Genomic DNA, 19,868 nt, shown 5'->3' on the forward strand with positions numbered 1-19,868 from the left:
CGGAAGTGAGCCGCCGTCAGCCGGTATCCGGCGACCCGGCTCCCCTTCCTCCCCGCTGCCCCTCGGCACGCGCGCTTCACGTGCCATCGCGGTCGGTGGACGGAATGTGCGTACGCGTGGACGTCACGGTCGCGGCGAGGGTGCCCCGTGCGGCGGCCACGGGGTGGTGGAGGCCGTCACCGCGCCGGATCGCCAGCAGGGCCATGTCGTCGGCGGTGTGGCCGCCGGAGTGATGGGCCACATCGGCGGCGAGGGTGTCGAGGAGCGCGTCCGGGCTGCGGAACTGCTTGCCGCGCAGCCTCTCCTGGGGGGCGTAGAAGACACCGTCCGCGTCCCGGGCCTCCGTCACCCCGTCGGTGAACAGCAGCAGCGTCGCGCCCGCCGGGAACTCCCACTCCTCCGCGCGGTCCGGCCAGCCGCCCAGGTCCCCCATGCCGAGCGGCAGCGCGGGCACCTTCGGGTACGTCTCCGCCACCCGCCCGTCGGCGTGCAGCAGCAGCGGCGGCGGGTGGCCGCGGTTCACCAGACGCAGCGTGTTCGCCCCGGGCCGCACCTCCGCCAGCACGGCGGTGGTGAAGCCCTCGGACTGGTCCAGATTGGCGCGCCGCGTGCCCTCCCGCCGCAACGCGTGCTCCAGCCGTGCCGCGAGCGCCTCCAGGGTGCGTTCCCGCTCGGCGGCCTCGCGGAACGCGCCGATCACCACCGCGACGGCCTCCACCGCGCCCAGACCCTTGCCACGGACGTCACCGACGATGACGCGCACCCCGTGGGGGGTGTCCTGGACGGCGTAGAGGTCACCGCCGATCCGGGCGTCGGCCTGGGCCGCCACATAGCGCGCGGCCACGCGCAGCCCGCCGACGCGGCCGGGCGGCGTGGGCAGGACCGCGCGCTGGGCGGCCTCGGCGATGCCGCGCGCGGAGGCGAGCTGCTGATCACCGTGGCGCACGATGCGGTTGAGGCCGAGGGCCAGGAGGGAGACGGCCACGACGGTGGTCACCTCGGTCGCGGCCTCGGCCGTCTCGTGGACCCGGTGGTAGACCGCGAGGGTGACGGCCGCCACCACCGCCGCCAGGGCGGTCATCGCGGTGGCGCGCAGGGACAGCAGGGCCGCCGCGATCAGGGGCGCGGAGCAGAAGAAGGGGGCGTAGGTGAAGCGGGGCGGCGTGAAGTAGTCGAAGGCGGCGCCGCCGACGATCAGTACGGCCGGGAGCCAGTGCGCGGCGCGGCGGGCAACTGCCCAGTGGGGCTCGCCGCCGTCCCGCGGCGGCGGGTTCCACAGGGGTTGCGCTGCCGGATCACGGGCCGGGCCGCGCGCCGGTTCACGTGCCGGGCCGCTTGCCGCAGCCGGCCCGGGCTCGCCTCGCTTCCCCACCGTGTTCTCTCCTGACCGGCCGTCCCGCGCGTCCCCTCAGCCTCGCGCGTGCCGGGGGCGTGGGCGAGCGGGGTTCGGCCGTCGGAGTGGGGCGGGGCCGGATACGTCCGGGGGCCGCGGGCGCACCCACAAACGCCGGACGGGCGGGATGTGGCTGGGCTCAGCCACATCCCGCCCGTCCGGCGTCGAAGACCGTCAGGTCACTCCGCGCGCATCAGGCCGCGGACGGACGACGGCCACCGCCGCCGGTGCCACCGCCCGTGCCGCCACCGCGACGGCCGCGGCCGACCGCGTTGCCCGGACGGGTGCCGGAGCGGCGGGAGCCCTCCGTGCCGTTGCCGAAGCCGCGGAACGGACGGCTGCCGCTGTTGCCGGAACCGCCCGTGGCGGCACCGGCGGCGTCCGTGCGGGTGCGGCCGCGGCCACCGCGGCTGCCGCGCGAGCTGGACGACTTGCCGGTGCCCTGCGGCTGGGCCGGGGCCGGCGGCGTGATGACGACCGGGACGCCGCTGGGCTCGCGGGCCCCGGTGATGCGGGCCAGCTCCGGGTCGGTCGGGTACGTCTTGATGACATTCGGCGTGATCTGGGCCGTGGTCATCATCCGGGACATCTCACGGCGCTGCTCGGGCAGCACGAACGTGACGACCGTGCCGGACTCGCCGGCGCGCGCGGTGCGGCCACCGCGGTGCAGGTAGTCCTTGTGGTCGGTCGGCGGGTCGATGTTCACGACGAGGTCGAGACCGTCGATGTGGATACCGCGCGCGGCGACGTTCGTCGCGACCAGGGCGGTGACCTGGTCGGTGCGGAACTGGTCCAGCGTGCGGTTGCGCTGCGGCTGGCTCTTGCCACCGTGCAGCGCGGCGGCCCGGACGCCCTCGGACAGCAGCTTCTTCACCAGGCGGTCGGCGCCGCGCTTGGTGTCCACGAACATGATCACGCGCCCGGCGCGGGCGGCGACCCGGGTCACGGAGTCCTTCTTGTCCTGGTCGGTCACGTGGAACAGGTGGTGGTCCATCGTGGAGACCGCGCCGACGGAGGCGTCGACGGAGTGCGTCACCGGGTCGGTGAGGAAGCGGCGGACGAGCCGGTCCACGTTGCGGTCGAGGGTCGCGGAGAACAGCATCCGCTGCCCGTCCGGGTCGACCTGGTCGAGCAGCTTGGTGACCTGGGGCAGGAAGCCCATGTCGGCCATCTGGTCGGCCTCGTCCAGAACCGTGATCCGCACGTCGCCGAGCTTGGCGTCACCGCGCTGGATGAGGTCGGCGAGGCGGCCGGGGGTCGCGACGAGCACCTCGGCACCGCGCGCGAGGGTCTGCGCCTGGCGGCCGATGGACATACCGCCGACCACGGTGGCGATCCGCAGGTTCACGGCGGTCGCGTACGGGCTGAGCGAGTCGGTGACCTGCTGGGCCAGCTCACGGGTGGGGACGAGGACCATGGCGAGCGGGCGCTTGGGCTCCGCCCGGCGGCCCGCGGTACGGGCCAGCAGGGCCAGGCCGAAGGCCAGGGTCTTGCCGGAGCCCGTGCGGCCGCGGCCGAGGACGTCACGGCCGGCGAGCGCGTTGGGCAGCGTCGCGGCCTGGATCGGGAACGGCTCGGTGACGCCCTCGCGGGTCAGCGTGGCGAGCAGGCCGTTCGGCATGTCCAGCGCGTCGAAGGACTCGACGGGCGGCAGCGCGGGGGTCGTACTGACCGGCATCTCGAACTCGCCCTGGAGGGGAGCGGCGGCGGGCTTGCGGCCCTTGGACTGGCCGCCACGGGGCTGGCCGCCACGGGAGGACTGCGGGCCACGCGCGCGCGACGGGCGGGCGGAGCCGCCGTCGGCGGAGGACGAGCGGGCAGGGCGGGCTGAGCGGGTCATTCGGGGACCTTCCCTCAATGGGGTGGCACGCCCGAGAACAAGGACTTCGCATCGCGAGGCCGTCCGGGACGGACGGCGGCGGAAAAGCCTGGGCGCGCTGGTGCGGGGGCAACAATGGGGCCCGCACCCAGTGGTGCGGGCCCCATTGCGTTAATGCTCTATGCGTTACCCGGTCGAGTCATCGGGCCGAAAGGCCTTTCCATCGACCGGGCGGGCATCCGATCGTCAGGCAGCGACGATGTTCTCGGCCTGCAGGCCCTTCTGGCCCTGCGTGACGTCGAAGGAAACCTTCTGGCCCTCGAGCAGCTCACGGAAGCCGGAGGAGGCGATGTTCGAGTAGTGGGCGAAGACGTCCGGACCGCCGCCGTCCTGCTCGATGAAGCCGAAGCCCTTTTCAGCGTTGAACCACTTCACGGTGCCAGTAGCCATGTCTATCTCCTTGTGAATGGGATGGGCCCCACACCGGAATAGACCGGCAAAAACAAAAATGGCGCCTTCGGTTACAAAACCGTCAGGCGCACACGAGTTCATGGGTACCACAACTGCAACTTGCATAACCGTAACACACACAGGCGGTCCCCCGTAACCCCCACCGCCGCCCCGATCTCTCCGGGGCCCCGCCGCGGGCCGCCCGGCTACAGCTCCACGCCCTGCGCGCGGGCGTGCCGGTCCGCCGCTACCTCGGCCTCCGCCTCGTCGAGGTAGACCTCGCACACGAGCCGGCCGTCGGCGGTCAGATTGTGCTCCAGCTCCCAGAGGCTGACCTCGCCGCCGCCCTCCAGCAGGAACGCGTGCTCGTAGAAGCGGCACCACGTCGCGTCGCGCCCGGCGCCCCGCCGGCGCGGCTTGGTGATCAGCGCGATGTGGTGTCCCAGCGCCCCCTGGAGCAGCTCGCGCACCACCTCGCCGGGGCCGTCCGCGTTCTCCGCGCGGCGCAGCAGCCGACGCGCGTGGTCGGGCGAGGCGTCGCAGACGTACTCCCGGTGCGGGCGCGTGGGGCCCATGGCGAGCAGCAGCTCCTCCGCCAGCCAGGCGGGCAGCTCCTCCGCCTCGGTGCCGGGCCCGATGCCGCCGCCGATCCGCTCGTGCACCCGGCGCTCGGCCTGGTCCAGCGCCTCCTCCCGGGCGTAGACCTCGTACAGGAAGCGCTCGTCCGGCCCGGTGTCGTGCTCCAGCTCGTACAGCAGCCGGCTGCTGCCGTCGGAGAGCAGGAAGATGTGCCGGTAGGTGTTGCAGCGCAACGGCCGCGGCTCGTCGTTGCGCTGGCGGTAGGAGCGCAGCTCCGACTGGTGCATGAGCGCGGTCCGCAGCCGGTCGAGCAGCGGCTCGTCCAGCTCGAACCCGTTCTGCGCCCGCTTCAGCAGCTCCTCCACCTGGTCGGCGGGCGTCGGCTCGCCGCCGCCCACCCCGGCCCGCGTCTCGCCCGCGCCCTCACCCGCTCGCGAATGCTCCACGTCTCCGACCTCCCGACCTCGCCTCACCCACCCCGCGCACTTACCGTAGCGGCGCGAACACGCCTCGGGGACGGGAATTTCACTAACTGGGCGCGGTTCAACGGGGTTTCGGTCGGGAATAAGGGAAAAATGTCCGGGAAGGGGACGTACGCCCGGGCCGACCGCCAGGCCGCGCCACCCCCTCGCCATAACTCCCCGCCATACACAGGCAGTCACGCCTCTCGCCTGGCGGCGGATCTTCGACCGCGGGCCTCCTGCCGCCCGCGGGGGTGAGCGCCCCCCGGGCGCGTCCGCGAACGCCGGACGGGCCGGGGCGGGCCCAAAACGCCGGAGCGCCCCGCCCGGCAGGAACCGGACGGGGCGCTCGATCGCAGGTCAGGGGGCGTAACCCCGACCCGCATGCGGTAGGCCGTGTGGGACTCGAACCCACAACCAATGGATTAAAAGTCCACTGCTCTGCCAATTGAGCTAACGGCCCGCACCCCGCAGCATAGCCCGGACGACCGCCGGAGCCCGAGTCGTATACGCCGGGGCCGCGTCGGAGGTGGCGGAGGGGGCGCACGCAGAAGGGCCCGTACGGCACAAATGTGTCGTACGGGCCCTCAGATCAGCTGTGGCTATCAGCCGTTGCGCTTCCAGCGGGGCTTGTCGTCACGGCGGCCGAAGGAGCCGGTGGCGGTGCCGCCACCGCGGTGGTCGTCACGACGGCCGGCCGGACGGTCGCCACCGGAGCGGTAGCCACCGGTCGAGGGGCGGTCGTCACGACGGTCGCGGTTGAACGGGCGGTCGCCGCCGCCGGAGCGGAAGCCGCCACCGGAGGCCGGGCGGTCGCCGCCGGAGCGGAAGCCGCCGGAGGACGGACGGTCGTCACGGCGGAAGCCGCCACCGGAGCGGTCGTCACGACGGTCGTCGCGGCGGAAGCCGCCACCGGCGGGACGGTCATCGCGACGCTCGTCGCGACGGAAACCACCCGACGGGCGGTCGCCACCGGAACGGAAGCCACCGGAGGACGGACGGTCGTCACGGCGGAAACCACCGGACGGGCGGTCGTCGCGGCGGAAGCCGCCACCGGCGGGACGGTCGTCACGACGCTCGTCGCGACGGAAACCACCGGACGGGCGGTCGCCACCGGAACGGAAACCGCCGGAGGGACGGTCGTCACGGCGGAAGCCGCCACCGGAGCGGTCGTCACGACGGTCGCCACCGGAACGGAAGCCACCGGAGGGACGGTCGTCACGGCGGAACCCGCCGGAGCGGTCGTCGCGGCGGTCGTCACGGCGGAAGCCGCCCGAGGAACGGTCGTCGCGGCGCTCGTAGTTGCCACGCTCGTCGCGGGGAGTCGACGCGGACTGCGCGGGCACGGCGGCGGCCTCTTCGGCCTTGGCCTCGTTGGCGGCGGCCTCGGCCGCGGCGGCCACGGCGGCCTCCGGGTCCTCGCCACGCTCGCGGGCGGCGCGCGCCACGAGACGGTCGGCCTCCTCGCGCAGCTCGGTGGCACGGCGCTGGACGCGCTCCACCTGGCGGTTGAGGTCCTGGAGCTCGCGCTCGGCCTGCTTGGCGGCGTTGGCGGCGGAGTCGGCCTGGACCTCGGTGAGCGAACGCGCACCGGTGATCTTGGCGACGTCCTCGTCGAAGGCGCCGGCGCCACCGACGATGTGGCGCGAGGCGTCGACGCCCGCGTCCTCCATCAGACGGAAGATCTGCTTGCGCTGGTGCGGCAGGGCCAGGGAGACGACCGTGCCGGACTTGCCCGCGCGGGCCGTACGGCCGGAGCGGTGCAGGTAGTCCTTGTGGTCACCGGCGGGGTCGACGTTCAGCACGAGGTCGATGCCGTCGACGTGGATACCGCGCGCGGCGACGTCGGTGGCGACGAGGACGTTGACGTGACCGCCCTTGAAGTCCTCCAGCACCCGGGTACGCGCGCCCTGGGTCATGCCGCCGTGCAGCGCGTCGGCGCGGACCCCGGCGTCGAGCAGCTGCTCGGCGACGCGGTCGGCACCCAGCTGGGTGCGGACGAAGATGATCGTGCGGCCCTTGCGGGCGGCGATGGCGGCCGTGACCGGCGCCTTGTCCTTCGGCTTCACGACGAGGACGTGGTGCGTCATCGTGGTGACCGCGCCCTGGGCGGCGTCCACCTCGTGGGTGACGGGGTCGACCAGGTAGCGCTTGACGAGGGTGTCGATCTCGTTCTCCAGCGTCGCGGAGAACAGCAGACGCTGACCACCGGACGGGACCTGGTCGAGGATCTCGGTGACCTCGGGCAGGAAGCCCATGTCGGCCATCTGGTCGGCCTCGTCGAGGACGGTGACCTGGACCTGGTCGAGGGTGGCGGCACCGCGGTTGAGGATGTCGCGCAGTCGGCCCGGGGTGGCGACGAGGATGTCGACGCCGCGCTCCAGGGCGTAGATCTGGTTGCCCATCGACGTACCGCCGCAGACGACCTTCATCTTCAGGCCGAGCACGTCGCCGTACGGCTGGAGGGCGTCCGCGACCTGCATGGCCAGCTCACGGGTGGGGGTGAGGATCAGACCGCGGGGGCGCTTCTTCTCGGTGCGGCCGCCGGCCAGCTGGGACAGCAGCGGCAGACCGAAGGAGAGGGTCTTGCCGGAGCCGGTGCGGCCACGGCCGAGGATGTCCTTGCCGGCCAGGGCGTCCGGGATGGTCGCGGCCTGGATCGGGAAGGGGGCGGTCACGCCGTTCTGCGCGAGCTTGCGGACGATCGCGTCGTCCAGGCCGAGGGAACCGAAGGTGACCGTCGGCTCGGCGGGCTCGGCGGGCTCGGCGGCCTCGGTGTCGTCGGAGTCGGCGGCGATGTCGGTGTCGACATCGGCGACAGCGTCGGCGACGGGGGTCTGGGGGGTGGTGTCAGCGGCAGCCTCGACAACGATCTCGTCGTTCTCGGGCATGACGGTCTGCTCAGTGGAAATGGACATGCGAAATGCGAAACCTTCCGGAGTTTCGGCACGCGCCCAAGCTCCGTGTCGGCTTCACAAATGACCGCCTCGATGCGGTCAGCCACGGCAAGGTAAGGAACGCGCCACACGGCGCGCTTCTGTCAGGCGCCGGGCAAATGGGATCAAACGATCTACCACCATACGCACCCACCACCACATAGCGCAAGTCCCCTCCGGCGGACCCCCTCGAACAAGCACCCGAGTGCACTCCCGACACCCCCTCTGACCTGGCCTTTCTTCTCGGGACGGAATCTTCGGGCCTGGGCTACGAGGCCACCGGCCCCGCCTGCGGAGCCGGCTGCGGAGCGGGCGGGGTCGGCTCCGCGGGGGATGTCGGCGCGGGGGGCGAGGGCGGGGTGCTCGGCGGCTGCGAGGCCGGCTGGGACGACGCCGGGGGGCGGCCGGGCTGCGGCTGCGTGCCCGGCCCCGGGCCACCCGGCGGCTTGGGCCGCTCCCCCGGCTTGCCCGGCTTCCCCGCGGGCGGCGACGCCCCGGCCGACCCGGCGGACGGAGACGGAGAGGAGGACGCCGCGGACGCCCCCTTGGCCGCGGGGCTCCCGCTCGCGCCGTGCGGCACCTTCGCGCCCGGGCGGCCGGGCCGGCCGCCCGGCACCGACACACCGCCGTCCGGCTGGGTGCCGACCTCACGCTGCTTTCCCGAGCCCGACGGCGTCGCCCGGTCCGGGTCGCTCACGCTCATGCAGCCGCCGAGGGTCAGCGCCGCGACGGCCACGGCGGCGATACGGGTGAACGTCACGGCTGACGCCAGGGTCGGCATTGCGGGCATGAGCGGGACCGCCTTCGGGTCGCGGGGGGACAGGCCCCCTGCCCAACTGGCCCCGCCCCGCCCAGGACACGCGCGGCGCGCCGCCACCCGGCCGGCGCGCCGCCACCCGGCCGGCGCGCCGCCTCCCGCGACCGGCCCCGTCAGCCGTAACCGAGGGCGTGCAGCCGTTCGTCGTCGATCCCGAAGTGGTGTGCCACCTCGTGAACAACAGTCACTTCCGTCTCCTCCACGGCCTCTTCCCGGGTCGCGCACATCCTCAGCGTCGGCCCCCGGTAGATCGTGATGCGGTCCGGCAGCACCCCCGCGTACCACTCGCCACGCTCGGTCAGCGGCGTCCCCTCATAGAGGCCGAGCAGCTCCGGGTCCGCCGCCGGCGGCTCGTCCTCCACGAACACCGCGACGTTGTCCATCAGCCGCGTCAGCTCCGGCGGGATGCGGTCCAGGGCCTCGGCGACCAGTTCCTCGAACTCCTCGCGCGTCATCTCCAGCACGCTCGCCATTGTCCGCCAACGGTGCGCCGGGCGCTGTACCTCGGCGGGCACTTCCGGCGATCTCCCGAGCCGCCCGCGCCCCCGCCCCGCGCCCCCGGCCGGGACCCGCCGCGAGGCCCTAGGGAAACCGTTTTGGCGTTCCCTCCCTCCATCCCATATGCTTCTCACGTCCCCGACGCGCTGCAAAGCGCCCAGGTGGGTCATCAGCCCTCATCGTCTAGTGGCCCAGGACGCCGCCCTTTCAAGGCGGTAGCACGGGTTCGAATCCCGTTGGGGGCACGCAATACCGTGTGCGAGACTAGTGCTCGCACATTGCAAGGTCCTGTGGAGCAGTTTGGAGTGCTCGCCACCCTGTCAAGGTGGAGGCCGCGGGTTCAAATCCCGTCAGGACCGCTGCGGCTCGCGAGAGCCGCGTGGCTGGGTAGCTCAGTTGGTACGAGCGATCGCCTGAAAAGCGATAGGTCGCCGGTTCGACCCCGGCCCCAGCCACGGTGAGGCCCCCATCTTCGATGGGGGCCTCGGTTTTTTCCGGGTGCGTCCCGGGACCTTTCGAGGCGAGCCCCGGGCCCCACACAGCGCCGGCTCCGCCACGCAAGGTACTCACGGCCGGCTACCACTGCCCCGCTGGTCCCGTTCCCCGGCCGGGGCCTCGGTTTTTTCCGGGTGCGTCCCGGGACCTTTCGGGGCGAGCCCCGGGCCCCGCCCGCCGTTGCCGCCTGCGGCGAGCGTCCTGCGGGCGCGTCCTCGAACGCCGGACGGGCTTGATGTGGCTGGGCTCAGCCGAAAGCAGCCCGCTGGGGCCACCTCCCATCCGCCGGACAGCCCCGCCGGTAAATGCGTTCGCCGCTTCGCGACCGCTGGTGCGATCCTGGACTCCGTATGTCTACGCAGCCTGCCTCCGCCACCGCCGCCGGCCTCGCCGCCCGCCTGCCCGAGCTGACGCTGCGCGATCAGCAGCGGCTGGGCCGCCGGCTCGACGGCGCGCGCCGCATCCGTAAGCCCGAAGCCCGAACGGCCGTACTGGCCGAGATCGCGGCCGACCTCGACACCGCGGAACTGCGCGTCGCGAACCGCCGCGCGGCCGTGCCCGAGATCACCTACCCCGAACAGCTGCCGGTCAGCCAGAAGAAGGACGAGATCCTCGCGGCGATCCGCGACCACCAGGTCGTGATCGTCGCGGGCGAGACCGGCTCCGGCAAGACCACCCAGATCCCGAAGATCTGTCTGGAGCTGGGCCGGGGGGTCAAGGGCCTCATCGGCCACACCCAGCCGCGCCGGATCGCCGCGCGCACCGTGGCGGAGCGGGTCGCCGAGGAGCTGCGCACGCCGCTCGGCGAGGCGGTCGGCTGGAAGGTCCGCTTCACCGACCAGGTCGGCGGCGAGACGCTCGTGAAGCTGATGACCGACGGCATCCTGCTCGCCGAGATCCAGACGGACCGCGAGCTGCGCCAGTACGACACGATCATCATCGACGAGGCGCACGAGCGCAGCCTCAACATCGACTTCATCCTGGGCTATCTCGCCCAGCTGCTGCCCCGCCGCCCGGACCTCAAGGTCGTCATCACCTCGGCGACGATCGACCCGGAGCGCTTCTCCCGGCACTTCGGCGACGCCCCGATCGTGGAGGTCAGCGGGCGTACGTTCCCGGTCGAGGTGCGCTACCGGCCGCTGCTGGAGGAGGACTCCAGCGACCCCGACCGCGATCAGGTCACCGCGATCTGTGACGCCGTCGACGAGCTGCAGCGCGAGGGCGAGGGCGACATCCTGGTCTTCCTCTCCGGCGAGCGGGAGATCCGGGACACCGCCGACGCGCTGGAGAAGAAGTTCACCCGCGCCGGAGGCGCCGTCGGCCGCGGCACCGAGGTGCTGCCGCTGTACGCGCGGCTGTCGCACGCCGAGCAGCACCGGGTCTTCCAGCGCCACTCGGGCCGCCGCATCGTGCTCGCGACGAACGTGGCGGAGACGTCGCTGACCGTGCCGGGCATCCGGTACGTCATCGACCCGGGCGCGGCCCGCATCTCGCGCTACAGCCACCGCACCAAGGTGCAGCGGCTGCCGATCGAGCCGGTCAGCCAGGCGAGCGCCAATCAGCGCAAGGGCCGCTGCGGCCGTACCTCGGACGGCATCTGCATCCGGCTCTACTCCGAGGACGACTTCCTCTCCCGGCCGGAGTTCACCGACGCGGAGATCCTCCGGACGAACCTGGCCTCCGTCATCCTCCAGATGACCGCCGCCGGCCTCGGGGACATCGAGAAGTTCCCGTTCATCGATCCGCCGGACCGGCGCAACATCAAGGACGGTGTCGACCTCCTCCAGGAGCTGGGGGCGATCGACCCCAAGGAGAAGGACCCCAAGAAGCGGCTCACCCCGCTCGGCCGCAAGCTCTCGCAGCTGCCGCTGGACCCCCGGCTGGCCCGGATGGTCCTGGAGGCCGACCGCAACGGCTGTGCGCGCGAGGTCATGGTCATCGCCGCCGCGCTGTCCATCCAGGACCCGCGCGAGCGGCCCTCGGAGAAGCAGCAGCAGGCGGACCAGCAGCACGCCCGGTTCAAGGACGAGACGAGCGACTTCCTCGCCTTCCTGAACCTGTGGCGCTATGTGCGCGAGCAGCAGAAGACGCTGTCGTCCTCGGCCTTCCGCCGGATGTGCAAGTCGGAGTTCCTGAACTATCTGCGGATACGCGAATGGCAGGACATCTACAGCCAGCTGCGTACGGTCGCCAAGACGATGGGCATCCAGTTCGCGGAGGGCGACGCGGCGCCCGATCACATCCATCAGTCGCTGCTGGTGGGCCTGCTGTCCCATATCGGTCTCAAGGACACCGAGAAGAACGAATACCTCGGTGCCCGCAACGCGAAGTTCGCGGCGTTCCCCGGCTCGGCGCTCTTCAAGAAGCCGCCGCGCTGGATCATGTCGGCGGAGCTGGTGGAGACCTCGCGGCTGTGGGCCCGGGTCAACGCGAAGATCGAGCCGGAGTGGGTCGAGCCGCTCGCCCAGCACCTGGTGAAGCGCACGTACAGCGAGCCGCACTGGGAGCAGAAGCAGGCGGCCGTGATGGCCTACGAGCGGGTGACGCTGTACGGCGTGCCGATCGTGGCCCAGCGGAAGGTGAACTACGGGCGGATCGACCCGGAGACCAGCCGTGATCTCTTCATCCGCAACGCCCTGGTCGAGGGCGACTGGCGGACCCATCACCAGTTCTTCCACGACAACCGCAAACTGCTCGGCGAGGTCGAGGAGTTGGAGCACCGCGCCCGGCGTCGCGACATCATGGTCGACGACGAGACGCTCTTCGACTTCTACGACCAGCGGCTGCCCGAGCACGTGGTGTCGGGCGCGCATTTCGACTCCTGGTGGAAGCACAAGCGGCGCGAGGAGCCGGAGCTGCTCAATTTCGAGCACTCCATGCTCATCAACGAGAACGCCGAGGCGGTCACCAAGGACGACTATCCGGATTCCTGGCGGCAGGGCCGGCTGAAGTTCAAGGTGACGTACCAGTTCGAGCCGGGCGCGGACGCGGACGGCGTCACCGTGCACGTACCGCTCCAGGTGCTCAACCAGGTCTCGGCCGAGGGCTTCGACTGGCAGATCCCCGGGCTGCGCGAGGATCTGGTGACCGAGCTGATCCGTTCGCTGCCCAAGCCGATCCGGCGGAACTACGTCCCGGCGCCGAACTACGCCAAGGCGTTCCTCGACCGGGCCGTGCCGCTGCAGGAGCCGCTGGCCACGACGCTGACGCGGGAGCTGCAGCGGATGGTGGGCGTACGGATGGAGCCGGAGGACTTCGACTTCGGCAAGGTCCCCGACCACCTGAAGATCACTTTCCGGATCATCGACGAGCGCAAGCGGAAGATCGCGGAGGACAAGGACCTGGAGGCGCTGCGGATCCGGCTCAAGCCGAAGACGCAGGCCGCGATCACCAAGGCCTTCGAGCAGACCGCCGTGACCACCGGCGAGCCGGGCGCCCCGCGCGGCCCGGAGCAGCGCTCGGGGCTGACCCGGTGGACGATCGGGACGCTGCCGCGCACCTTCGAGACCCGGCGGGCGGGTCAGCCGGTGAAGGCGTACCCGGCGCTGGTGGACGAGGGCGCCTCGGTGGCGGTGCGGCTCTTCGACACCGAGCCGGAGCAGCGTGAGGCGATGTGGGCGGGCACCCGGCGGCTCATCCTGCTCAATCTGCCGTCCAACCCCGCGAAATTCGCCCAGGACAAGCTGAACAATCAGCAGAAGCTCGCCCTGTCGCGGAATCCGCACGGCTCCATCCAGGCCCTCTTCGACGACTGCGTCTCCGGTGCCGCCGACAAGCTGATCGCGGTGCACGGCGGGCCCGCGTGGGACGAGGAGTCCTTCCGCAAGCTCTTCGACGCGGTGCGGGCGGACATCGTGGACGCGACGCTGGACGCCGTCCGCAAGGTGCGGGAGGTGCTGGCCGCCTGGCAGGCGTGCGAGCGCCGGCTGAAGGACACCAAGTCCCTCGTCCTCGTCCCGTCCCTCACGGACGTCAAGGAGCAGCTGGCCGACCTCGTACGGCCCGGGTTCGTGACCGCCCACGGTGTACGCCGGCTGCCGGACCTGCTGCGGTACCTGGTGGCGGTGGACCGGCGGCTGACCCAACTGCCCACCAACGCCGAACGGGACCGCACCCGGATGGCGAAGGTGCACGAGATGCGCGACGAGTACCTCTGGCTCCTGGAACAGTTCCCCAAGGGGCGGCCGGTGCCGCAGGAGGCGCGGGACATCCGCTGGATGATCGAGGAGCTGCGGGTCAGCTACTTCGCCCACGCGCTGGGCACGGCCCATCCGGTGTCGGACAAGCGGATCGTGAAGGCGATCGACGCGCTGGCGCCGTAGGCCGGGGTTGCCGGTCCGAACCCCTCTCCGGGTGGCCGTCCGGGCCCTTCGGACGGTGCTTCGGACCGGGCCCGCGGATTCACCCCCGATCGGGTTCGACCGCACCCCCTGACCTGCTGTAGAGTCTTGCTTCGCAGCACCGCGAAGGCGGGAAAGCAAAGCAAGGTCCTGTGGAGCAGTTTGGAGTGCTCGCCACCCTGTCAAGGTGGAGGCCGCGGGTTCAAATCCCGTCAGGACCGCATCAAGGTAAGGCCCGTACTCGTCACGAGTGCGGGCCTTGCCGCTTGTGTGGCCCGTACTCATTACGAGTGCGGGCCTTGCTGCTTGTGGCCCGTACTCGTCACGAGTGCGGGCCTTACTGCTTGTGGCCCGGATTCCCCCAGGGATTCCGGGCTTCTTGCGTTCGACCTTGACGGCGACACGTGCCAGGGGTACCCGTAGCAGTGGAGGAGGTGCCGCACTCCATGACGAGGACCCGGACCGGAGCCGAGCGGACCGAGCGCATCCGGCACGAGACGAGGGCGCTGTTGCGCGCCCATCTCTCGGCCGCCTCGGGGTACCGCCACCTGACCAGACACTGCCCGGTGTGCCACCGGCTCCTGCGGCTCGCCCAGGAGGCCGGCGGCGGGGCGGGCGAGGAGACCCCCGTGCGGGCCGGGGGCGGGCCCGAGGGGGCCACCGAGCGCGACCCGGAGCGTGCTGCCGAACGGGCGGCGGGCGCCGGGGCCGAAAGTCCCTCTTTTCGGTGACCAACGGCGGCTGCCGGAGCGGCAGTCGAATGCCAGGGTGGAAGCCGGGTTTCTCTACCGCAGCCGCACGGTGAGTGACAAGCACGTCGCGATGTGACAGGAGTCACCGAAAGAGTTTCCGGAGTGAGGGAACTTACCCCCTGCCTACACCCGGTCAATTTAATATGTGCAATTGCACCACCCCCCGAATGGGGGGCGCCTCTCCCGGGTCTTCCGCCCGGGGTTCCGCCGGACTTCACCGGGCCCCGTCGTGATCGAGCCCCCGGGGCCCCAGGGCTCCGCCACGGCTCCGCGACCCCCGCCCCCCCGTGTGCCTCCACGGGCCGCCTCTCCGGGGACGGTCGGGCCGGGCCGGCGGCGGGCATAAAAAAGATCGCGCTGGACCCGGCGGAGTCCAGCGCGATCGACGACGCACCCAAGTCGGTGGGCATGGGGCCTGTTGGGGCAGGCGTCCAGTCGTTTACAGCCAGGTGGTGCTTGGGCGAAAGCCGGGTTGGGGGCCCCGGAAATCGCCCGGTTATGCCTTTGTTCAGGCCTCGCTACGCTGCTGCGGAATGCCCGCCAGCAGCGCGCGGACCTCCGCTTCGCGGTATCGCCGGTGTCCTCCGAGCGTGCGGATGGACGTGAGCTTGCCTGCCTTGGCCCAGCGGGTGACCGTCTTCGGGTCCACGCGGAACATCGTGGCAACCTCAGCCGGGGTCAGCAGCGGCTCGGCATCAGGGGTGCGAGCGGTCATGAGCGGCCTCCTCGGGAGAACCGAACCATCACGTCGGTTCTTTCCTCTAAATTCTGCACCTTGACCCGCGTTGCCCGAAATGGCGGACGCGGGCCGAGTCGGTTATAGGACGAACGGCTTGTCCTCGGCACTACAACTACACCATCTGTCCAGCCACGTCGGCCAAACCGATGGAATTGCCCTCTCAGGTGTTCAACCTCGACGGAACCCGATGGACCATGTCATAGCGGACAGTCACGCCGCCGTGACGATCAGTCACAGCGGGATCAGGGGTCACCAGACCCGTCAATGGGGGCAATACCGAGCTATCCGCCCATACTTGGACGGAAGGAGTCCTTCCCGGACTCCTTGTCCTATTTTGCCACGAGGGTGGGCGATGGGCGCAAGACCTGACGTAAGTGCGTTAGGTCACGGTTGCCGCAATGGCCCGGATCGGGACCTAGGTCCTACCGCACGGGTCCCAGCCATCTCCAGACGTCCCAGCAGCCCCGGCAGTTCCCGCTTTATGGATTCTCAGTTGGCGTATTGCCGATCCCGCACGGCGCGCCAGCGCTCGGTGAGCCGCTCGTACGCCGCGCCCGCCCGCGCACCGTCCCCGTCCCGCAACGCCGCCAGCCCCTCCGCCGTATCGGCGGCGGAGTGATCGTCGGCGAGCCGGGGCTCGGGCACCAGATGGACCAGCCCGCCGTAGTCCAGCTCCACCAGGGAGCGCGGATGGAATTCCTCCAGCCAGCGCCCCACTTCCACCAGGCCGTCGATCAGCGGCCCTTCCTCGATGGCGTCCTTGAGCGTGCGCAGGGCCCGCGCCACCCGCCGCCGGGCCTGCACCATGGGCGTGCGGTAGCGCAGGACCGGCGCCGGCCGGGCCGTGGGGCCGGGCTCGTCCTTGGCGTACTCGCGCTCCTCGTCGGCGAAGAGCACGAACCAGCGCAGCGGCACCTGCCAGGTCGCGGTCTTGATCCACGGGCGGGCGTCCGGGTTGCGCTCCTGCCAGCGCGCGTAGTCCGCCGCCGCCTGTCCCCGGACCACCGGCGGCAGCACGGCGTCCAGGACGGGCGGGGGAAACCGCTCGGCCAGCTCCTCCAGCGCGAGCCAGCCGCGCAGCCGGGTCCGCCAGGGGCAGACGCACAGCACGCCGTCCTGGAGGGCGATGAAGGCGTCACCGCTCTCGTGCACCGGGACGGGCACGGGCGGGGTGGGCAGCAAGTCGGCCAGCGACCGGCGCAGTTCGTCCTGGGCGCCGGGGAGCTTTCCGCGCCGCGCGTAGCGCACCCAGTGCGTACGCTCCGGCTCGGGGAACGCGCCGAGCGGTTCGTAGACCCGTAGGTAGGCCGCGTACGGGACCGTCACCGATGACGCCAGTCGCAACGCTCGCTCCCTCAAGCCGAAGGACACCCGGGGAGCGCCGGTGACCTCCCCGTACCGCCCAGATCGTCCCATGTCGCCGGAGCCCGGGAGAGTGATCCTCCGCACCACACCGATCAGCCGGGCCGGGAGGTCTTACTCTCTTGCCAACCGGCCCTCCCCCACCCCTCGGAGGGCGACCTCCGCGACATATGGAGTCACCACAGTGACTGACGTACGTCCCACCTCCCACGCCGAAGGCGTACTGCACACCCTGTTCCACTCGGACCAGGGTGGACACGAGCAGGTCGTGCTCTGCCAGGACCGCGAGAGCGGCCTGAAGGCCGTCATCGCCCTGCACTCCACCGCCCTGGGCCCGGCGCTCGGCGGTACCCGCTTCTACCCGTACGCCTCCGAGGCGGAGGCGGTGCGGGACGCGCTCAATCTGTCGCGCGGTATGTCGTACAAGAACGCGCTGGCGGGGCTCGACCACGGTGGCGGTAAGGCCGTGATCATCGGCGATCCCGATCTGATCAAGACCGAGCAACTCCTGCTTGCCTACGGTCGCTTCGTGGCCTCCCTCGGTGGGCGTTATGTCACGGCTTGCGATGTGGGCACCTACGTCCAGGACATGGACGTGATCGCCCGGGAGAACCGCTGGACCACCGGCCGCTCCCCCGAGAACGGCGGCGCCGGCGACTCCTCCGTCCTCACCGCCTTCGGTGTCTTCCAGGGCATGCGCGCCGCCGCGCAGAGCCAGTGGGGCGAGCCGACGCTGCGCGGCCGCCGGGTCGGCGTCGCGGGCGTCGGGAAGGTCGGCCACCACCTCGTCGAGCACCTGGTGGAGGACGGTGCCGAGGTCGTGATCACGGATGTCCGCACGGACGCCGTGGAGCGGATCACCGCCCGTCACCCGCAGGTCACCTCCGTCGTCGACGCCGACGTGCTGATCCGTACGCCGCTCGACGTCTACGCCCCCTGTGCCCTCGGCGGCGCGCTGAACGACGAGACGGTGGCCGCCCTCACCGCCACCGTCGTCTGCGGCGCGGCCAACAACCAGCTCGCCCACCCCGGCGTCGAGAAGGACCTCGCCGATCGCGGCATCCTCTACGCCCCGGACTACGTGGTGAACGCGGGTGGCGTGATCCAGGTCGCGGACGAGCTGCACGGCTTCGACTTCGACCGGGCGAAGGCCAAGGCGACGAAGATCTTCGACACGACGGCCGCCATATTCGAGCGCGCCAAGGCGGACGGCATCCCGCCGGCGGCGGCCGCGGACCGGCTCGCCGAGCAGCGGATGGCGGAGGCCCGCGCCGCCGCACGGGGCTGACCGCTCTCCGGCCCGCCGGCCAAGATCGGCCGGACAGGTTGTCGGGGCCCGCACAGCGGTCCCCACAGACCCGCCGTTCGGAGGTGGTGAGGGAGAGATCTCTCACCACCCCTCGGCGGGTCGGCGCACAAGACACGTTAAAATCGCAGCTGACCAGCGGGGACGGGGCTCCTTGCGGGTTGTGCTCCGTGCCACGTCATGCGGGCGACGTACCGTATGGCCGCGGAAGCAGGTACCGTTGAAGCCCTACAGGCCGGACTTCCCAACGGGAGTCCGCTCTGACTCATGAACGTGAACGCGTTGACTCTGGGGCCGTCGAGCCCCGTCACTGAGGGGGTCGAGCCATGGGGCGCGGCCGGGCCAAGGCCAAGCAGACAAAGGTCGCCCGCCAGCTGAAGTACAACAGCGGCGGGACCGACCTCTCACGTCTGGCCAATGAGCTGGGCGCATCGCCGGCGAAGCAGCCGCTGCCAAGCGAGCCGCTCGAAAAGGACGATGAGCTGGACGACGATCCGTACGCGCAGTACGCCGATCGTTACAACGGCGAAGAGGACGAGGACGAGCAATCGTCCGAGACCTATCGTCGCCGCGCTTGACGCCATAACTCCCACTGACCCGGTCCGGGGCATGCCCCGGACCGGGTTCTGTGCTGCCTGTTGCCTGTCCGGCGGATCAGTGCGGACCAGCGGGCTTGATCTGGCCGAGGCCGGCCACACCAAGCCCGTCCGGGGCACCTCCCAGCGGTGGCCGAGGGAGTTCGAGGACGCGCCCGCAGGGCGCTCGCCGCCGCAGGCGGCAACGACGGGCCCGCCGCAGGCCGACGGGCCCGGACCGGTCAGCTCGAATAGTCCCCGGTCAGCACCACCGGCTCGGCGCCCTCGGCGCGCTCGGTGATCTCTCCCGCGACCCAGGACTCCACGCCCCGGTCGGCGAACGTCGTCAGGGCCACGTCCACGGACTCCTGCGGCACGACGGCGATCATGCCGACGCCCATGTTCAGGGTCTTCTCCAGCTCCCGCCGCTCCACGCCGCCGAGCTGTCCCACCAGGTCGAACACGGCGCCCGGGGCCCAGGTCGAACGGTCGACCGTCGCATGCAGCCCGGCCGGGATCACCCGGGCCAGGTTGTTGGCGAGACCGCCGCCGGTGATGTGCGAGAAGGCGTGCACCTCGGCCGTGCGGGTGAGGGCGAGACAGTCCAGCGAGTAGATCTTGGTGGGCTCCAGCAGCTCCTCGCCGAGGGTGCGGCCGAACTCCGGAACCTCGCGGTCCAGCTCCCAGCCGGCCCGGTCGAAGAGCACATGGCGGACCAGCGAGTACCCGTTCGAGTGAAGACCGGACGACGCCATCGCGATGACGGCGTCACCCTTTCGAATGAGGTCGGCGCCCAGGACCCGGTCGGCCTCGACCACGCCCGTGCCGGCACCGGCCACGTCGAAGTCGTCGGCCGCCAGCAGCCCCGGGTGCTCGGCGGTCTCGCCGCCGACGAGGGCGCAGCCCGCGAGGACACAGCCCTCGGCGATGCCCTTGACGATGGCCGCGACCCGCTCCGGGTAGACCTTGCCGACGCAGATGTAGTCGGTCATGAAGAGCGGCTCGGCGCCGCACACCACCAGGTCGTCCACGACCATGCCGACCAGGTCGTGGCCGATGGTGTCGTAGACGCCCATCCGGCGGGCGATGTCGACCTTCGTACCGACGCCGTCGGTCGCGGAGGCGAGCAGCGGGCGCTCGTACCGCTTGAGAGCGCTGGCGTCGAAGAGGCCGGCGAAGCCGCCCAGGCCGCCGACGACCTCCGGACGGGTGGCCTTCTTCACCCACTTCTTCATGAGCTCGACGGCGAGATCGCCGGCTTCGATGTCGACGCCCGCGCTCGCGTAGCTGGCACCGGTGCCCGGCTGCGAAGCGGCCTCAAGAGATTCAGCAGGCATAGCTGGGTA

At 71.4% G+C, this 19,868-nt stretch carries 14 protein-coding genes and 5 tRNA genes; 8 read left to right on the top strand and 11 right to left on the bottom strand.

Going from position 1 to position 19,868, the window contains the following annotated elements; all coding sequences use genetic code 11:
• Window positions 1-76: 76 nt before the first annotated feature.
• From ACZ6MA_RS19865 to ACZ6MA_RS19900, 8 genes are all read right to left on the bottom strand, one after another.
• Entirely contained in the window at window positions 77-1,372 is a 1,296-nt protein-coding gene (locus ACZ6MA_RS19865) for a PP2C family protein-serine/threonine phosphatase (protein WP_469435215.1), read from the bottom strand.
• 214 nt (window positions 1,373-1,586) lie between these two features.
• Window positions 1,587-3,233 carry a DEAD/DEAH box helicase gene (locus ACZ6MA_RS19870; RefSeq protein WP_469435216.1) on the bottom strand — a complete coding sequence of 549 codons (1,647 nt, stop codon included), beginning with the start codon at window positions 3,231-3,233 and terminating at the stop codon, window positions 1,587-1,589.
• A gap of 225 nt (window positions 3,234-3,458) precedes the next feature.
• Window positions 3,459-3,662 (bottom strand): cold-shock protein, encoded by a 204-nt coding sequence (locus ACZ6MA_RS19875; RefSeq protein ID WP_130878768.1) that lies wholly within the window; start codon window positions 3,660-3,662, stop codon window positions 3,459-3,461.
• A 206-nt stretch (window positions 3,663-3,868) separates the two neighbouring features.
• Complete coding sequence (locus ACZ6MA_RS19880) at window positions 3,869-4,687, bottom strand: DUF6227 family protein (RefSeq protein WP_469435217.1); 819 nt, start codon at window positions 4,685-4,687, stop codon at window positions 3,869-3,871.
• Between the two features lie 405 nt (window positions 4,688-5,092).
• Window positions 5,093-5,165: transfer RNA gene (locus ACZ6MA_RS19885), tRNA-Lys, on the bottom strand.
• 142 nt (window positions 5,166-5,307) lie between these two features.
• Entirely contained in the window at window positions 5,308-7,620 is a 2,313-nt protein-coding gene (locus tag ACZ6MA_RS19890; protein WP_469435218.1) for a DEAD/DEAH box helicase, read from the bottom strand.
• 286 nt (window positions 7,621-7,906) lie between these two features.
• Window positions 7,907-8,428 carry a hypothetical protein gene (locus ACZ6MA_RS19895; RefSeq protein WP_469435219.1) on the bottom strand — a complete coding sequence of 174 codons (522 nt, stop codon included), beginning with the start codon at window positions 8,426-8,428 and terminating at the stop codon, window positions 7,907-7,909.
• 140 nt (window positions 8,429-8,568) lie between these two features.
• The gene (locus tag ACZ6MA_RS19900; protein WP_469435220.1) at window positions 8,569-8,919 is read right to left on the bottom strand and encodes a metallopeptidase family protein; all 351 of its coding nucleotides are present in this window, start codon (window positions 8,917-8,919) and stop codon (window positions 8,569-8,571) included.
• Between the two features lie 206 nt (window positions 8,920-9,125).
• Here ACZ6MA_RS19900 and ACZ6MA_RS19905 point away from each other — a divergent pair.
• From ACZ6MA_RS19905 to ACZ6MA_RS19930, 6 genes are all read left to right on the top strand, one after another.
• Window positions 9,126-9,198 (top strand) — tRNA-Glu (locus ACZ6MA_RS19905).
• A 39-nt stretch (window positions 9,199-9,237) separates the two neighbouring features.
• Window positions 9,238-9,312, top strand: a tRNA-Asp gene (locus ACZ6MA_RS19910).
• Between the two features lie 22 nt (window positions 9,313-9,334).
• Window positions 9,335-9,408: transfer RNA gene (locus ACZ6MA_RS19915), tRNA-Phe, on the top strand.
• Window positions 9,409-9,798: 390 nt separating this feature from the next.
• A complete protein-coding gene (hrpA, locus tag ACZ6MA_RS19920) occupies window positions 9,799-13,770 on the top strand; it encodes an ATP-dependent RNA helicase HrpA (RefSeq protein WP_469435221.1) in 3,972 nt (1,323 codons plus the stop codon).
• A gap of 164 nt (window positions 13,771-13,934) precedes the next feature.
• A tRNA-Asp gene (locus ACZ6MA_RS19925) sits at window positions 13,935-14,009 on the top strand.
• 225 nt (window positions 14,010-14,234) lie between these two features.
• A complete protein-coding gene (locus tag ACZ6MA_RS19930; RefSeq protein WP_469435222.1) occupies window positions 14,235-14,519 on the top strand; it encodes a DUF6274 family protein in 285 nt (94 codons plus the stop codon).
• Window positions 14,520-15,048: 529 nt separating this feature from the next.
• On the opposite strand, the gene bldC is transcribed toward ACZ6MA_RS19930, so the two are convergent.
• Together bldC and ACZ6MA_RS19940 are read right to left on the bottom strand one after the other, a co-directional pair.
• Window positions 15,049-15,255 (bottom strand): developmental transcriptional regulator BldC, encoded by a 207-nt coding sequence (gene bldC / locus ACZ6MA_RS19935; protein ID WP_003949541.1) that lies wholly within the window; start codon window positions 15,253-15,255, stop codon window positions 15,049-15,051.
• 513 nt (window positions 15,256-15,768) lie between these two features.
• Window positions 15,769-16,623 (bottom strand): DUF8083 family protein, encoded by an 855-nt coding sequence (locus tag ACZ6MA_RS19940; RefSeq protein WP_469435223.1) that lies wholly within the window; start codon window positions 16,621-16,623, stop codon window positions 15,769-15,771.
• A gap of 202 nt (window positions 16,624-16,825) precedes the next feature.
• On the opposite strand from ACZ6MA_RS19940, the gene ACZ6MA_RS19945 reads away from it, so the two are divergent.
• On the top strand, window positions 16,826-17,929 hold the full coding sequence (locus tag ACZ6MA_RS19945) for a Leu/Phe/Val dehydrogenase (RefSeq protein ID WP_469435224.1): 1,104 nt from the start codon (window positions 16,826-16,828) through the stop codon (window positions 17,927-17,929).
• A 344-nt stretch (window positions 17,930-18,273) separates the two neighbouring features.
• On the top strand, window positions 18,274-18,525 hold the full coding sequence (locus ACZ6MA_RS19950) for a DUF3073 domain-containing protein (protein ID WP_469435225.1): 252 nt from the start codon (window positions 18,274-18,276) through the stop codon (window positions 18,523-18,525).
• A gap of 239 nt (window positions 18,526-18,764) precedes the next feature.
• Here the strand turns inward: ACZ6MA_RS19950 and purM are convergent, their stop codons facing one another.
• Window positions 18,765-19,859: a phosphoribosylformylglycinamidine cyclo-ligase gene (gene purM / locus ACZ6MA_RS19955; protein WP_469435226.1), complete on the bottom strand. Its 1,095-nt coding sequence runs from the start codon at window positions 19,857-19,859 to the stop codon at window positions 18,765-18,767.
• Window positions 19,860-19,868: the final 9 nt, after the last annotated feature.

This window comes from Streptomyces sp. NPDC042259, from assembly GCF_055582085.1.

What these genes read in the sequence shown, in the direction of transcription:
- ACZ6MA_RS19870 (WP_469435216.1), bottom strand. Translation starts at nt 3,233, where the DNA reads ATGACCCGCTCAGCCCGCCCTGCCCGCTCGTCCTCCGCCGACGGCGGC.
- ACZ6MA_RS19875 (WP_130878768.1), bottom strand. Translation starts at nt 3,662, where the DNA reads ATGGCTACTGGCACCGTGAAGTGGTTCAACGCTGAAAAGGGCTTCGGC.
- ACZ6MA_RS19890 (WP_469435218.1), bottom strand. Translation starts at nt 7,620, where the DNA reads ATGTCCATTTCCACTGAGCAGACCGTCATGCCCGAGAACGACGAGATC.
- ACZ6MA_RS19895 (WP_469435219.1), bottom strand. Translation starts at nt 8,428, where the DNA reads ATGCCCGCAATGCCGACCCTGGCGTCAGCCGTGACGTTCACCCGTATC.
- hrpA (WP_469435221.1), top strand. Translation starts at nt 9,799, where the DNA reads ATGTCTACGCAGCCTGCCTCCGCCACCGCCGCCGGCCTCGCCGCCCGC.
- ACZ6MA_RS19930 (WP_469435222.1), top strand. Translation starts at nt 14,235, where the DNA reads ATGACGAGGACCCGGACCGGAGCCGAGCGGACCGAGCGCATCCGGCAC.
- bldC (WP_003949541.1), bottom strand. Translation starts at nt 15,255, where the DNA reads ATGACCGCTCGCACCCCTGATGCCGAGCCGCTGCTGACCCCGGCTGAG.
- ACZ6MA_RS19950 (WP_469435225.1), top strand. Translation starts at nt 18,274, where the DNA reads ATGGGGCGCGGCCGGGCCAAGGCCAAGCAGACAAAGGTCGCCCGCCAG.
- purM (WP_469435226.1), bottom strand. Translation starts at nt 19,859, where the DNA reads ATGCCTGCTGAATCTCTTGAGGCCGCTTCGCAGCCGGGCACCGGTGCC.